Here is a 14,233-nt window from a genome sequence, read left to right as displayed (position 1 = left end):
TCACGTGGTTGGTCTCCGTGTTCATGATGGGTGCAGGTTCATTGATGGGAGCTCAGCGCCAGCCCGAGCAGGCGCTGCTGCAGGTCCTGGTCCTCGACCAGCTCGCGCATGCCGCCGGCGTGGACCACGCGCCCGTCATCCATCACCGAGACCGTGTCGCCCAGGTGCCTGACGAAGCTGAAGTTTTGCTCGACCAGCAGGATGGTGGTGTCTGTCTGCTTGAGTTCGCGGAAGGCGGCGATCAGGCTCTGGATGATGGCCGGGGCCAGGCCCTTGGTCGGCTCGTCGATCAGCAGCAGCTTGCGCGGCTCGACGATGGCGCGCGCAATCGCCACCATCTGTTTCTGTCCGCCCGACAGGTTGCCGGCCGGGTAGTGCCAGAATTTTTTGAGCGCCGGAAAGAAGCCGAAGATCCACTCGACCCGCTGCTCGTCGAGCGGTCCGTTGCGCGCGGCCAGGTACAGGTTTTCGCGCACCGTCAGGTCGGAAAACACGGCCATCGATTCGGGCACGTAGGCGATGCCCAGTTGCGCGATGTCGGGGGTGGGCAGGGCGGCGATGTCGCGCCCGTCGAAGCGCACCGTGCCGGCTCTGGCTTTCCACAAGCCCATGATGGTGCGCAGGGTGGTGGTCTTGCCGGCGCCGTTGCGTCCCAGCAGCACCGACAGGCCGCCGCGCGGCACCGTCAGGTCGACCCCTTGCAGGATGTGGTACTCGCCGATGTGGGTGTGGACCCCGCTCAGTTGAAGGATGGGCTCAGGCATGGGGTTAAGCATGTTCAGGCGTTCCCAGATAAGCTTCCTGGACGATGGCCGACGCCATCACCTCGGCCGGATTGCCGTCGGCGACCAGGGCGCCGTTGTGCAGGACGATGATGCGGTCGGCCAGCGAGCGCACCACGTCCATCTTGTGTTCGACCAGTAAAATGGTCTTGTTGCGCTCGGCCTTGACCTGGTGGATCAGGTCGAGCACGACCGGTACTTCATCCACGCTCATGCCGGCGGTCGGTTCGTCGAACATCATCACCGCCGGTTCCAGGGCCAGGAGAATCGCCACTTCGAGCTTGCGCTTGTCGCCGTGCGACAGGGCGGCCACGCGCGTGTCGCGCCGGCCGGCCATGGAGACCCGTTCCAGGTAATGGTCGGCGCGCACGATCAGGTCGGTATGGCTGGACCAGCGCGAGAACATATTCATGCCGATACGCGCCCGGCTTTGCACCGCCAGGCGCACGTTCTCGCTCACCGTCAGGTGCGGAAACAGGTTGGTCAGCTGGAAGGCGCGGCCGATCCCGAGCGCCGTGCGCTTGGCCGCGCCATGGCGGGTGATGTCCGCACCATCGAGCAACACCGTGCCGGAAGTGGCCGGCAGCTGGCCCGACATCAGGTTGAAGTAGGTGGTCTTGCCGGCGCCGTTGGGGCCGACGATCACGGTCAGGGTGCCGGGATAGAAATCGGCAGTGACCTGGTTGACCGCCACGTGCCCGCCGAAGCGGATGCTCAGTTCGCGCGTCGACAGCGACGGCATGGCCGCCGGCGTCATCGCTTGTTCCTCACCGGTAGCGGCAGCTCGCTGGCCGGGATTTCGCGCACCAGTTCGAGCAGGTCCCATTCGTTTTTCTGGTCTTTCTTGATCTTGAAGTGGTACATCGACTGCAAGGCCTGGTGGTCTTCCTTGCGAAAGCTCATCTTGCCCTTGGGCGTGTCGAATTCCATGCCTTCCATGGCCGTGATCAGCTTTTCGGTATCGCCCGAATTGGCCTTGGTCAATGCCGTGACCACCGCGCTGGCCGCCGCGAAACCGCCGGCGGTGAACATGTCGGGCGGGGCCTTGTAGCGCTTGCTGTGTTCGGCCACCAGCCAGTCGTTCATCTTATTTTTCGGAAAGCCATGGTAGTAGAAGATGGTGCCCTGGGTGCCGGCAAAATTCTTCCAGGTTTTCATCACCGGCAGGATATTGCCGCCCGGGGACAATATGATGCCGTAGCGCTCGGGCTTCATGTCGGCCAGCTTGTTCATCGGGTTCGGTCCGGCCCAGACGATTTGCAGCAGGCGCGGCTCGGGCTTGTTCTTGAGGGCGTCGAAGATGCGCTGGGCCGGGGCGGTGAAGTCGGTCGTGTTCTGGGCCGCGTATTCCTCGTGGATCACCTGGGCCTTGCTGCCGGTGGCGGCCAGCGCTTCCTTGCCGGCCTTGACCGCATCCTTGCCGAAGGCGTAGTCCTGCGCCAGGAAGGCCACGCTGCCGGCCTTGAGGGTGCTGGCGGCGGCCAGCGCGTCCTGCATCGAGCTGCGCGCGGTGCGGAAGATGTAGCGGTTCCATTTGTCGCCGGTGATGGCGTCGGCCACGGCCGGCTCGATGATCAGGATCTTTTTGTACTCCAGCGCCACCGGCAGCATGGCAATGGCCGAGCCGGACGAGGTGGTGCCGACCGCGATATCGGCCTTGTCGTCGCCGTAAGCTTCGGCCAGCAGGGTGCGTCCCAGGTCGGGCTTGCTCTGGTCATCCTTGACGATTACCTTCAGTTTGCGCCCGTTGATTTCCATCTTGCCGCCGGTGAGATACTCCAGGCCCATCATGAAGCCGGTCTCGGTCTCCTTGGCATAGGTTTCCAGGATGCCAGTCTTTCCGGCGATAAGGGCGATTTTCAGGTCGGCCGCGGCCATGGCCGGTGCCGCCAGGGAGGTCGCGAGCGTGGCCAGGACGGTTGCTGCCAGGGTGTTCAGTTTGTACATCGTGTCTCCTCGTTGGGAATGCTGCTTATATTTATACGGACGGTTACAGGCTCAGTCTACCTGTCCCAGGAAGCGTTCGATCGCTTGCCGGGCCGGCGCTTCGGTCAGCATCGGCGCGTGGCCGACGCCGGGTACTTCGGCGTACTGCATGGTTGGCGCGGCACGCTGCATGTAGCTGGCCTGCTCCTGCTCGACCAGATCGGACAGGCTGCCGCGCACCAGCAGGGTGGGACGGTTGCGCGCCAGGCGCCGGAATGCCAGGCGCGACATCCACGACGACGGCTTGAGCTTGCCGGTCTGCAGGGGCAGGGCGATGTTCGGGTCGTAGTGCAGCACCAGCTGGCCGGCATCGTTTTCGCTGAACGCGCGGCGCGCCCACTTGTTCCATTCGGTCATGTCGTTCGATGGAAACGCCGGCTGGTTGATGTCGCGCATGTACTCGGCCGCCTGTTCCCACGTCATCATGGTGGCGCCCTTGCCGGCGTAGGTGGCGATGCGCGACAAGCCCTTTTGCGAGATCACCGGGCCGACGTCGTTCAGGACGGCGGCGGCGATCAGTTTCAGGCGGCGCAAGGCCAGGGTCATGGTGATGATGCCGCCCATCGAGGTGCCGACGAACACGGCGCGCTCGATGCCCAGGTCGTGCGCCAGCTTGATGACGTCGCCGGCGTAGACCGCCGGGTTGTAGTGGGCCGGGTCGGGGTCGCGCGCCGACTGGCCACGCCCGCGCACGTCGAGCGCCAGCACGCGCCGCCCCTGGCCGGCGATCCACGGCGCCAGTTCGTCGAAGTCGCCCGAGTTGCGCGTGAGCCCATGGATGCAGATGACGGGCAGGCGCGCCGGCCCGCTGTGGCCCGGATAATCGCGCGCGTACAGGGTCAGGCCGTCGTCGCTGGTGTAGCTGACGTCATTGAATTGCCTGGCCCCGTCCGCTGCGCCACCCGGGTGGAAGTGGCGGGCCGCCTGCGCGCCATCGTGTTCTTGTACTTGTACCGACATGCTCAGAACCGGTACTCGAGCGTTGCCGACACGGTGCGCGGGGCGCCGTAAAAGGCCGTCAGCACGCCCTCTTTGCCGAGGTTCGGGAAGACGTAGCCACCGGTGCGATAGCGTTTGTCGCCCAGGTTCTTGCCGTGCAGGCCGGCGCGGATCTTGTTGTCGGCGCTGGTCCACGTCAGGCTCAGGTCGTACAGGGTGTAGGCTGGCTGGTCGAGCACCGAGGCGTATTCGAACTGGCTGGTCTCGTCCTTGTAGGAAGCGCTGCCGCTGACGCTGAAGGTGCCGCCGCGGCCCATCATCGGCAGCGCCATGTCGTAGGTTGCGCGCAGGTTGGCCGAGTTCTTCGGCGTGTTCTGGAAGTAGCGCTCGTTAGCCATATTGACCAGGGCCGGCACGCCGCCGACCAGTTGGGATGTCAGGTACTGGGTGAAATCGGCGTTGATGTGGCTGTACATGCCGGTGACGCTGAGGGCGTTGGTCAGCTTCGCGCTCGCTTCGAGTTCGATGCCGCGGATCTTGGCCTTGCCGGCATTGGTGGTCACGCCGGCGAAGCTGTCGGGGCGGCCGTCGCCGTTGGTGTCGACCTCCACCGAGCCGGGAATCTGCACATCCTTGTATTTGCTGTCGAACAGGGCGATGTTGGTCAGGATGCGGTTGTTGTTGTACGACGATTTCAGGCCCAGTTCGAGCGAGTCGATGGTTTCTGGCAGGAAACCGGCGCGCGCGGTGGCGTTGCTGATCTTGGTGCCGACCACGTTCATGCGCGGGTCGAAGCCGCCGCCCTTGAAGCCGCGCGCCCAGCTGGCGTAAATGTTCTGGTTGGCGCTGGCCTTGTAGGCCAGGCCCACTTTTGGCGTGAATTTCTTGTCTTCGCGTTCCAGTTCGCCGTGGGTGAAGTCGGTATCGGTGCGGAACATCACGGCGTTGGGGTTGCCCATCGCCGGCGAGCCGTTCAGGCCCAGGTAGATCTGACGCAGCACGCTCGCTTCGCGCTGGTCGACCGTGTAGCGTCCGCCCAGCGAAAAGCTCAAGGCTTCGTTGACCTTGTAGTTGGCGTCGGCGAACACGGCCCAGGCCTTGGTGTCGATGTCGCCCAGGGTGTAGGTCGAGCTGGGGACGGCGCCGGCCAGCACGGTGTCGAAGATGTTGTAGGCGTTGGCATCGATGTAGTACACGCCTGCCACGCCCTGCACCTTGTCGCCGGTGTAGGTCAGCTGGAATTCTTGGCTGAACTGCTTGTTCTTGTACAGCGCCGGCACGTGAAAGTCGGTCATGTCCAGCGAATCGAAATCGATCGGCGCGTACGATTTGTCGCGGCGCGCGGCGGTGACCGACTTGACGCTCAGTTGCGGGCTGACCGCGTACTCCAGCAGCGCCGACCAGCCGTGGGCCTTCACTTCCTGCTCGTGCCCGAGCGCGCGGGTCAGGTTGGCGCGGGTATCGTACACGTTCGACAGGATTTGCGCGCCGCTGGTGCGCCCGACCGTGACGCGGTGGCCGTTGCGCGGGCTCGAGTCGTCGTCGGTGGCGTCGCCGGCGAGGCGGATGAACAGTTCCGGCGTGGGCGTGAATTCGGCCGACAGGCGCGCCGCGGTCATGTCCTTGTCGTAGTTGTGGGCGCCCGTGACGAGGTTGCGGCCGTAGCCGTCGCGCTTGAAGCGGGCAATCGAGCCGCCCACCCGCACCGCGTCGGAGATCGGGGTGCTGGCGGTGAGCACCGCTTCGCGCTGGCTGTAGTCGCCCAGGGTGAGGCGGGCGCGGATATCGGTTTTGGAGCCGAGCTTGCGGGTCACGTACTTGACCGCGCCGCCGATGGTGTTGCGCCCGTACAGGGTGCCTTGCGGGCCGCGCAGCACTTCGATTCGCTCGACGTCGTAAATATCGGTCACGGCGGCCTGCGGGCGCGCCAGGTAAATATCGTCGAGGTAGATGCCGACGCCGGCTTCAAAGCCGGCCAGCGGGTCTTGCTGGCCGACGCCGCGAATGAACGCGGTCAGGGTCGAGTTGGTGGCGCGCGAAGCCTTGAGCGTGGTGTTCGGAATCGACAGGGCGAGGGCGGTGATGTCGGGCGTGCCCTGCTTGGAGAGCTGGTCGCCGCCGAACGCGGTGACCGATACCGGGACGTCCTGCAGGTTCTCGGGGCGGCGCCGCGCGCTCACCGTCACCACGCCGGCGTCCTGGATGGGACCGGCGGCGGGCGCGCCCGACTCGGTCTGTGCCTGCGCCGTGCCCATCGCCCCTCCCGACAGGGCCAGCACGGCGGCGGCAATACGATGTAAAGGGAAATGACGAATGGTCAGGCGCATGGTGTTGTCTCCTTGAGTTTTTTTGGACAATGCGGTAAGCCAGAAATGAACGCCATGCAGTGTGCCCCCATTTAAATTTGCGCGAAAGATAACGAAACGCCCACCCACTGTGCAAATTTGCACAGTGGTTTATTGTTCAACTTCTTCTTTGCACACGGGCTAGTTCCTCTGGGACTTTGCGTTTTATCAACACAGAGATACGAAAAGTTTGCGTGCGCGATGTGCAGTAGTGCACAATATCCGCGATGAATACCGGATATTGATTCCATGAATACCTTGCCTGAATGGACAGACCTGCGTTTCTTTCTGGAGCTGGCGCGCGCCGGCACCTTGTCGGGCGCGTCGCGCCGGCTGGAGGTGGAGCACACCACGGTGGCGCGCCGCATCGACCGGCTCGAAATCCAGCTCGGCACCACCTTGTTCGACCGCAGCCGCGAAGGCTATGAGCTCACCGACATGGGCCAGGCGCTGCTGCCGCATGCCGAAGCGATGGAAAGCGCGGCGCTGGCCGCCACCGAGCAGCTGGGCGGCACCGAAGTGGCGGCGCACGGTGTGGTGCGGCTCGGCGTGCCGGAAGTGTTCGGCGTGCGCGTGGTGGCGCCGCTGCTGGTTGGCCTCTTGCAGACCCACCCCGACCTGAGCATCGATCTGCTGGTGCTGCCGCGCTTTGCCAACCTGGCCAACCGCGAGGCCGACCTGGGCGTCATGCTCGATCCGCCCAGCACCGGGCGCTACATGATCACGCGGCTGGCGTCGTTCCGTTTCTATTTGTACGCATCGCCCGACTACCTGGCGCGCCATCCGCCGATCCGCGAGCATGCCGACCTGGCGCGCCACGATTTTGTCGATTACGTGCAGGACCGGCTGGCCAGCCGCGAGCTCAGTTATCTCAATGAACTGGGATTCACGCCGAGGCGCCGCCTGTGCTGCACCGGGATGACTGCGCAGGTGGAGGCGGCGTCGCTGGGGATGGGGCTGATCATGGCGCCGCCGTATGCGGTGCCGGACGATGGCCGGCTGGTGCCGGTGCTCGACCAGTTTTTTGCGGAGCGCTCGTTCTGGCTGGCCGCGCCGACCGATCTGTACCGCCTGCAGCGGGTGCGGGCGGTGTGGAATTTGCTGAGGGAGTATTCGGACCGGCAGCCGTCGCTGTTCGTGCACGGGAAGGAGGAGCCTGCAACTCGTCGTTCCATGCCACTGGCAGGAACGACTTCCCGCGACGGCGGGAACCCAAGTTCGTAGCGCACTCGCGGGCTACACAGAAAACTTGGGTTCCCGCCGAGTGCCGCCTTGGCGCGGGAACGACGGTCTACTGGCTAACGCTGCTAGGCAGCGCCAGTGGTTTTAGTCCTCCGGCTTCCCGTCGATCACCAGCGGTGGAATCAGGATGGTTTCTTCCTGGCCCGCAGGCACCGCCAGCTTCGGGAACGCGATGTCGGTACCGTCATCGAGCACCATCAGCGTGGTTGGCACGCGGTAGGCCCATGCCGCGCCTTCCGGCGTTCCTTCCATCGGCGTGGTGCGGTTGACCAGCTGGACTTCGCGATTCAGGTCGGCGAGCACCTGGTCGGCCGGCACCACCGCGATGTCGGACACGATCCCGGTCTGCAGGTACAGCGCGGCGGCATCTTCATACCCGCTGCGCACCGGCAGGATCACCGACGCAAAGCCGGCGTTGAGGAAAGCCGTGAACACGCTGTCGCCCTGCTGCTCGAACCGGGAAGCGGCCCATTGCTGCGACCCCTCGCTCCAGAAATACGGGAAGAAGCTGTAGGTCAGCTGATCCCACTCGAAGGCGTACTCGAAGAAGCGCACTTCGCGCGCCGCCTGCTCCAGCCGCTCCGGCGCGATGGCCGGTATTGCGCCCTGGATGATGGGCGAGGCCGGCGCGGCCCGGCCGCTGCCGCTGCGCACGATTTCCAGCACCGCGCGTTTGAGCTCGGTGCGTTCGATGGTGCGCATCTGTTCTTCGCCCAGCGCAGCGTAGGGACCTTTTTCGTCGGCGCGCGCCGCGGCCAGCCGGGCGTGCTGCTGTTTCAGGTCGCTTTCGTACTGGTCCATGATGATCTGGTGGCACGTCAGCTGCCACTTCTCGACCGCCACCTTGGTGCGGGTCCAGACCAAGTAGAAATTGACCGTGAACTGGTCCAGCTGGCCCCAGCCGCTGGCGTTGTAGCTGACCGCGCCGCTGTTGGTGCCGATGGTCTGGGCCGCGATCGGCGTGCTGCCTGCCGGGCTGCTCGAAAACAGCCGGGTGCCGATGCTGGCGGTGATGCCGGACTGGTTCTCGACCCCGTACCAGGCCATCGACACGCCGGCCGCCGTCGCCGCGTAGCCCTGTTCCAGCGCCACGGGTGAATTGAACACGCCGCTGACGGCGGGTGTTGCGCCACTACCCGAGGGGTAGGTCAGGCTGGCGTATTCGGTGATGGCGGCCGTCGGTGGCGGCGGCAGGGTCACGTCGAAGCGGTCGGCGATCGCCAGCCAGCTGGCGTCGGTGATCTCGGCCGGGCGCAGGGTGGGCTTGATCGGGGCCGGACCGGCATGTCCGCCGAAGCCGGGCTGCCGGGCCAGCAGGTGGCGGAACATGGCCGCCGGCGCCGGCACCATGACCTCGTACATGGCGCGCGCGCCGTAGGTGAACACCTGCGCCTGATACACCTTGTCGACCCAGCGGTACTGGGCGCGCACATTGGCTGCCGGTGCGCAGTGGCGCACCATATCGCTTTGGTATACCTCGGCGCTGCGGGTAAGGAAACGCTGGCGCCCGACCCGTTCGCGCACCAGCGTCACGGCGCGGTCGACCAGATCGCGCGACTGGCGCACATCGTTGCCGCGCGATTGGTCGCCGCCGCGCGAGTTGTTCATGAAGGTCGATGCCTGGGCATTGACGGCGCCATAGTTGGTGGTCAGGTTGATGCTGGCGTTGCGGTCCTGCTGGTTGCGCGCGGTCTGGAAAGCCGACTGGCCCAGTTCGAAGCGGTTGAAGCCCGTCTCTTCCTGCGAGAATTCGGCGTCGCCGTCGTTGAAACTGCCCTGGCTTTCGTCGGCGCGGCTCAGGCGCGAGCGGAAGTGCTCGTGCTCTTCGCCTTGCAGGACGTTGTGGATATTGGCCAGCTCACCTTTTTCGTAGCCCACCAGTACCTGGCGCACCACGCGCAGGTCGGCCACGCCAACGGGACGGATGCCGAACTTCATGCCTGGCGCGGGGGCCGGTTTCGAGACCGGCGCGGTGGGCAGAAGCTGGCCCAGTTCCGGACTGGCGGCCAGCACGGCTGCCGCTTCCGGACCCGTGGCGGGCGTGCCGGCGGCAATGGCGACGCCGTTCGAAATGCGCCGCCGCACGTCGTCGAGCAGCTCGTAGGCGCCCAGCGTGGCGGTGGGCACATTGGCGTCGGCCAGCTCCTGGATCAGGTTCGCGTTGTCGGCGCGGAACTGCGCGTCGATGTCGGCGGCGGGCTGAATGCGGAATACTTTTTGCAGTTCCGACGGGCTGCCGGTGCCTGGCATGCCGGGCGTGTGCGCGCCGCCGCCGGCGATCTGGTCGAGCGCCGCAATCAGGCGTTTTTCGAGCAGGACCAGGGTATCGATCTGCTTGAGCAGGTCGCGCAGGATGGCATCTTCTTCCTCGGCGGCGTTGTCGCCGGCGACGGTTTGCTGGGCATGTTGCTGTTCGCGGCGCAGGCGCATCTGTTCCTCGAACGCGGCCGGCAGTTTGAGCGCGGGCGCGAGCGCGGCCTGCACCGATGCGCTCGAAAGCGCGTTCTGGTCGCCGGCCACCAGTTTTTGCAGCAGGGTGACCTGGCCCAGCAACTGCTGGGCGCGCTGCAACTGGGCGGTGCTGGCTTTGCCGGAGGCGATGCCTTGCAGGTGGAACTGCCAGAGGTCGTTCTGCAAGGGGGTGACCTCGGCCGGTGCGCTCTGGGCGATCGGGAACAGGGTGTCGGCGGCCAGGGTCAGCTGGCCCTGGCGCGCTGCGTTGAGGTCGGCGTCGATGGCTTCCGGCGTGCGCTTGACCAGCGCGGACCAGCGTGCGGTCAGGGTCTCGAGTTGTGCTGTGAAATCCTGATTGGCGGCGGAGGCGATCCACGCCGCGACGTTCGATTCGTCCGGCAGTTCGAGGAGTCCCGCTGGCGCCGGTGTCGGGTTGGGTGCCCGGGCGGTGGCGAAGCGAAACAGTTCCTCTGCATTGGCGGTAGCTTGCGTCATGATATCTCCCGGTGATGAGGTTGGAAGGTCATCATGGGCCGGATGGCGCGCCGGAGTTCAGCCTGCGTCAGTGATAAAACCGACCTGCCTCAATGAGGCGCCTGATTGGAATGTCGCGACGCAAGTGTTGTGGATTATCTGGTTCCGGCTGGAACAAGGTTTCGACCGGCATATTGACGGCCGCCGCCGGTTTCCGCGCCGCTTACTCGTGGCAGCAGACGCACAGTTTGTTGCCGTCCAGATCGCGGAAGTAGGCGCCGTAGTAGGTGGCGTGATACTCGGGCCGCAGGCCGGGCGCGCCTTCGCAGGTGGCGCCGTGGGCGAGGGCGGTGGCGTGGGCGCGCTCGACCGCGGCGCGCGAGGGCGCCAGCAGGGCGGTCATCTGGCCGTTGCCGGCGGCATGCTGGCCGGCGAAGGGATGGCCGATCAGGAACAGCGGGCGCGGGCTGCCCGGCTTCATCCAGCCGGCCCACGGCTTGGCCGGATCGCTGAACTTGAGCGCCAGGCCCAGTTCCGGCATCAGGGCCGCATAGAAGCCGAAGGCGGGCGCGAAGTCGGTGACGCCGATGAAGACATGCGAAATCATGCGGGTTCCTTGAAAGGATTGCGCTCGTTCAGTTCATCGATGTAGTCGTCGATGCCGCCGCTTTCGCGCTCCAGGAAGCGCTCGATGGCGTCCGAAAACGCGGGGTGGGCCAGCCAGTGCGCCGACCAGGTGCGGGTCGGCAGGAAGCCGCGCGCCATTTTGTGTTCGCCCTGGGCGCCGCCCTCGAACACGGCGATCTTGTGCTCGATGCAAAATTCGAGCGGCTGGTAGTAGGCTGTTTCGAAGTGCAGGCAGGGCACGTGTTCGAGTTCGCCCCAGTAGCGCCCGAACAGGGTGTCGGCGCTGTGGATCACCAGCGAGGCGGCGATTGGTTCACCTTCGCGCTCGGCGATCACCAGCAGGATATTGTCCGGCATGGTGCGCCCGATGCGCTGGAAAAAATCCAGGTTCAGGTAGGGCGAGGAACGGTGCGCCGCGTAGGTGCGCTGGTAGCAGCGGTTGAACAGGCGCCAGTCGGCGTCCGTCGCTGCGGCTCCGCGCACGCGGCGCAGCATCACGCCGGCCTCGCGCACCTTGCGCCGCTCCGCGCGGATGTTCTTGCGCTTCTTTTGCTCCAGCGTGGCGAGGAACTCGTCGAAATCGCGGTAGCCGGCGTTCAGCCAGTGGAACTGCACGCCGCTGCGCAGCATGAAGCCGGCCTCCTCCAGCTGCTTTACCTGGTCTTCGGGCGGGTACAGGATGTGGGTCGAGGAGACGTCGGATGCCTTCTGGGTCGACACCAGCGCGGCCAGGAGCGCGGCGCGCGCGGCGGTGTCGCGCGCCAGCAGGCGCGGCCCGGTCACCGGCGTGAAGGGAATCGCCGAGAGCAGCTTGGGATAGTAATCGACGCCGTTGCGCTGGTAGGCGTCGGCCCAGGCCCAGTCGAACACGTACTCGCCGTAGGAGTGCATCTTGACGTACAGCGGCATGGCGGCGGCCAGTTCGGCGCCGTCGTACAGGACCAGGAATTGCGGCTGCCAGCCGGTATCAGGGCAAGCGCTGCCTGATTCATGCAGGGCGTCGAGAAAAGCGAAGGAGAGGAAGGGATTGGTCTCGGCCTGGGAGGATGCCAGGGCGTCCCAGGCGGGTTGTCCGATCTCGCTCAGAGAGGATACGATTTGCGTGCGATAATTCATTCTTGTCGAATCGGCTATTCCATTATTTTGGCGGGCGACGCTGGCTGATGCAGGCCGGTCCATTGCATTCTACGCACATTAGCGTAAGGAGGCGCAAGGCGTTCGGACGCCGCGCCGCGCGCGCCGCCACCCTACGAAAGACACTGCATGCAGAACGACTTCTTTAACCTCTATTCGCACGGTTTCGCCCGGGTCGCGGTGGCCACGCCACGCTGCAAGATCGCCGATCCCGTCTTCAACGCGGCCCAGACCATCGCGCTGGCCGAAGCGGCGGCGCAGCAGGGCGCGGCGCTGGTGGCCTTTCCCGAGTTGGGACTGTCGGCCTACAGCTGCGACGACCTGTTTCATCAGGCCGCGCTGCTGGACGCCTGCGAAGCGGGCTTGCGCACGGTGATGGATGCGACCGCGCAGCTGCCGCTGGCGCTGGTGGTCGGCCTGCCGCTGCGGGTCGGGCATCAGCTGTTCAACTGCGGGGTAGTGCTCGCGGGCGGGAAGATCCTCGGCGTGGTCCCGAAAAGCTACCTGCCGAACTACGGCGAATTTTACGAAGCGCGCCAGTTCAGCGCCGCCGACAGCGCGCCATGCAGCCAGGTCGACCTGCTCGGGCAAAGCGTGCCGTTCGGCGCCGGCCTGCTGTTCGAGGTCGAGGGCGTGGCGCTGCTGCGCTTTCATGTGGAGATCTGCGAGGATGTGTGGGTGCCGATTCCGCCGTCGTCGTTTGCGGCGCTGGCCGGGGCCACGGTGCTGGTCAACCTGTCGGCGTCGAACGTCTTGGTGGGCAAGAGCGGCTACCGGCACCAGCTGGTGTCGCAGCAGTCGGCGCGCTGCCTGGCGGCGTATCTGTACACCTCGGCCGGGCGTGGCGAATCGTCGACCGACATGGCGTGGGATGGCCAGACCCTGATCTACGAAAAAGGCGACCTGCTGGCCGAGGCCGAGCGCTTCCAGGACGACTCGCACATCATTTATGGCGACGTCGACCTGGAACGCTTGTCGCGCGAGCGCATGCATACGACCACGTTTGCGCAGCAGGTGCGGCACCATGCGCAGCAGGTGGCGGCGTTCCGCGTGGTGCGCTTTGCCTTGCCGGGCGCGCCCGGCGGCGGCAAAACGCTGGCCTTGGGGCGCGCGGTCGAGCGCTTTCCGTACGTGCCGTCGGACCCGCAGCGGCGCGACGAGCGCTGCACCGAGGTCTATCACATCCAGGTGCAGGCGCTGGTGCAGCGGCTGTCGCAAAGCGGCATGAAGAAGGTGATCATCGGCGTCTCGGGCGGGCTCGATTCGACCCACGCGCTGCTGGTGTGCGCCAAGGCGATGGACCGCCTGAAGCTGCCGCGCACGAATATCCTGGCGTACACCATGCCGGGTTTTGCGACCAGCGAGCGTACCTTGCGCCAGGCGCGCGCGCTGATGGAAGCGGTGGGCTGCGAAGCGCACGAAATCGACATCCGTCCGAGCTGCATCCAGATGCTCGAGGACCTGGGCCATCCGTACGCGGAAGGGCAGGAAACCTACGACATCACGTTCGAGAACGTGCAGGCGGGCGAGCGCACCAGCCATCTGTTCCGGCTGGCGAACTTCCACAACGGGATCGTGATCGGCACGGGCGACCTGAGCGAGCTGGCGCTGGGCTGGTGCACGTACGGCGTGGGCGACCATATGTCGCACTACAACGTCAACGCCAGCGTGCCCAAGACCCTGATCAGTCATCTGGTGCGCTGGGTGGCCGAGTCGGGCGTGATCGGCACGAGCGGCTCGGACGTGCTGCTGCAGGTGCTGGCGACCGAAATCAGCCCAGAGCTGGTGCCGGGCAAGGCCGGGGAAGACAAGCCGGCGCAGAGCACGGAAAGTTCGATCGGACCGTACGAGCTGCAGGATTTCAATCTGTATTACATCCTGCGCTATGGCTTTGCGCCGTCGAAGGTGGCGTTCCTGGCGTGGTCGGCGTGGAAGGACCGCGAGCAGGGCGCTTGGCCGGACGCGGTCCATGCCAGCCGCAACCAGTATATGCTGGCCGATATTAAGAAACACCTGGCCACGTTCGTGTACCGCTTCTTCAAGATCAGCCAGTTCAAGCGCTCGTGCGTGCCGAACGGGCCGAAGGTCGGCAATGGCGGATCGCTCTCGCCGCGCGGCGACTGGCGTGCGCCGAGCGACGCCGAGGCGGTCGTGTGGCAGGCCGATCTGGACAGGATTCCGGATGAAGCCGGGAAATAGCCCGGCCTGGGGTGCGGCCGCTCGTTTAGAATAGCGGCAACAGCAATTCCA

At 65.6% G+C, this 14,233-nt stretch carries 10 protein-coding genes; 2 read left to right on the top strand and 8 right to left on the bottom strand.

Annotation, left to right across the window (positions count from 1 at the left end; genetic code table 11):
- Window positions 1-38: 38 nt before the first annotated feature.
- The 5 genes from CR152_RS28995 to CR152_RS28975 are packed head-to-tail and all read right to left on the bottom strand — an operon-like array spanning window position 39 to window position 6,034.
- Window positions 39-764, bottom strand: a complete 726-nt coding sequence (locus tag CR152_RS28995) for an ABC transporter ATP-binding protein (RefSeq protein WP_099880793.1) — start codon at window positions 762-764, stop codon at window positions 39-41.
- 4 nt (window positions 765-768) lie between these two features.
- Window positions 769-1,539, bottom strand: coding sequence for an ABC transporter ATP-binding protein (locus CR152_RS28990; protein WP_099880791.1), 771 nt, complete (start codon window positions 1,537-1,539; stop codon window positions 769-771).
- Entirely contained in the window at window positions 1,536-2,729 is a 1,194-nt protein-coding gene (locus tag CR152_RS28985) for a substrate-binding domain-containing protein (protein WP_099880789.1), read from the bottom strand. Before CR152_RS28985 ends, CR152_RS28990 begins: the two co-directional genes overlap by 4 nt.
- Before the next feature lie 51 nt (window positions 2,730-2,780).
- Window positions 2,781-3,728: an alpha/beta fold hydrolase gene (locus CR152_RS28980; protein ID WP_099880787.1), complete on the bottom strand. Its 948-nt coding sequence runs from the start codon at window positions 3,726-3,728 to the stop codon at window positions 2,781-2,783.
- Between the two features lie 2 nt (window positions 3,729-3,730).
- Window positions 3,731-6,034 carry a TonB-dependent receptor gene (locus tag CR152_RS28975; RefSeq protein ID WP_099880785.1) on the bottom strand — a complete coding sequence of 768 codons (2,304 nt, stop codon included), beginning with the start codon at window positions 6,032-6,034 and terminating at the stop codon, window positions 3,731-3,733.
- A 267-nt stretch (window positions 6,035-6,301) separates the two neighbouring features.
- On the opposite strand from CR152_RS28975, the gene CR152_RS28970 reads away from it, so the two are divergent.
- On the top strand, window positions 6,302-7,276 hold the full coding sequence (locus tag CR152_RS28970; protein ID WP_099880783.1) for a LysR family transcriptional regulator: 975 nt from the start codon (window positions 6,302-6,304) through the stop codon (window positions 7,274-7,276).
- A 102-nt stretch (window positions 7,277-7,378) separates the two neighbouring features.
- Here the strand turns inward: CR152_RS28970 and CR152_RS28965 are convergent, their stop codons facing one another.
- The 3 genes from CR152_RS28965 to CR152_RS28955 all read right to left on the bottom strand — a co-directional run bounded on the left by CR152_RS28965 (window position 7,379) and on the right by CR152_RS28955 (window position 11,965).
- A complete protein-coding gene (locus CR152_RS28965) occupies window positions 7,379-10,243 on the bottom strand; it encodes a hypothetical protein (RefSeq protein WP_099880781.1) in 2,865 nt (954 codons plus the stop codon).
- 202 nt (window positions 10,244-10,445) lie between these two features.
- Complete coding sequence (locus CR152_RS28960; RefSeq protein ID WP_099880780.1) at window positions 10,446-10,829, bottom strand: VOC family protein; 384 nt, start codon at window positions 10,827-10,829, stop codon at window positions 10,446-10,448.
- On the bottom strand, window positions 10,826-11,965 hold the full coding sequence (locus CR152_RS28955) for a GNAT family N-acetyltransferase (RefSeq protein WP_099880778.1): 1,140 nt from the start codon (window positions 11,963-11,965) through the stop codon (window positions 10,826-10,828). Before CR152_RS28955 ends, CR152_RS28960 begins: the two co-directional genes overlap by 4 nt.
- Window positions 11,966-12,112: 147 nt before the next feature.
- Between CR152_RS28955 and CR152_RS28950 the strand changes: the two genes are divergently transcribed.
- A complete protein-coding gene (locus CR152_RS28950; RefSeq protein WP_099880776.1) occupies window positions 12,113-14,182 on the top strand; it encodes an NAD(+) synthase in 2,070 nt (689 codons plus the stop codon).
- Window positions 14,183-14,233 lie beyond the last annotated feature (51 nt).

It is taken from the genome of Massilia violaceinigra, from assembly GCF_002752675.1.
GTDB classification, from domain to species: Bacteria; Pseudomonadota; Gammaproteobacteria; order Burkholderiales; family Burkholderiaceae_D; genus Telluria_A; species Telluria_A violaceinigra.
The sequence above is the reverse complement of the archived record's forward strand: the minus strand, read 5'-3'. Positions and strand labels throughout refer to the sequence as shown.

What these genes read in the sequence shown, in the direction of transcription:
- CR152_RS28985 (WP_099880789.1), bottom strand. Translation starts at nt 2,729, where the DNA reads ATGTACAAACTGAACACCCTGGCAGCAACCGTCCTGGCCACGCTCGCG.
- CR152_RS28965 (WP_099880781.1), bottom strand. Translation starts at nt 10,243, where the DNA reads ATGACGCAAGCTACCGCCAATGCAGAGGAACTGTTTCGCTTCGCCACC.
- CR152_RS28955 (WP_099880778.1), bottom strand. Translation starts at nt 11,965, where the DNA reads ATGAATTATCGCACGCAAATCGTATCCTCTCTGAGCGAGATCGGACAA.
- CR152_RS28980 (WP_099880787.1), bottom strand. Translation starts at nt 3,728, where the DNA reads ATGTCGGTACAAGTACAAGAACACGATGGCGCGCAGGCGGCCCGCCAC.
- CR152_RS28970 (WP_099880783.1), top strand. Translation starts at nt 6,302, where the DNA reads ATGAATACCTTGCCTGAATGGACAGACCTGCGTTTCTTTCTGGAGCTG.
- CR152_RS28990 (WP_099880791.1), bottom strand. Translation starts at nt 1,539, where the DNA reads ATGACGCCGGCGGCCATGCCGTCGCTGTCGACGCGCGAACTGAGCATC.
- CR152_RS28950 (WP_099880776.1), top strand. Translation starts at nt 12,113, where the DNA reads ATGCAGAACGACTTCTTTAACCTCTATTCGCACGGTTTCGCCCGGGTC.
- CR152_RS28995 (WP_099880793.1), bottom strand. Translation starts at nt 764, where the DNA reads ATGCCTGAGCCCATCCTTCAACTGAGCGGGGTCCACACCCACATCGGC.
- CR152_RS28975 (WP_099880785.1), bottom strand. Translation starts at nt 6,034, where the DNA reads ATGCGCCTGACCATTCGTCATTTCCCTTTACATCGTATTGCCGCCGCC.
- CR152_RS28960 (WP_099880780.1), bottom strand. Translation starts at nt 10,829, where the DNA reads ATGATTTCGCATGTCTTCATCGGCGTCACCGACTTCGCGCCCGCCTTC.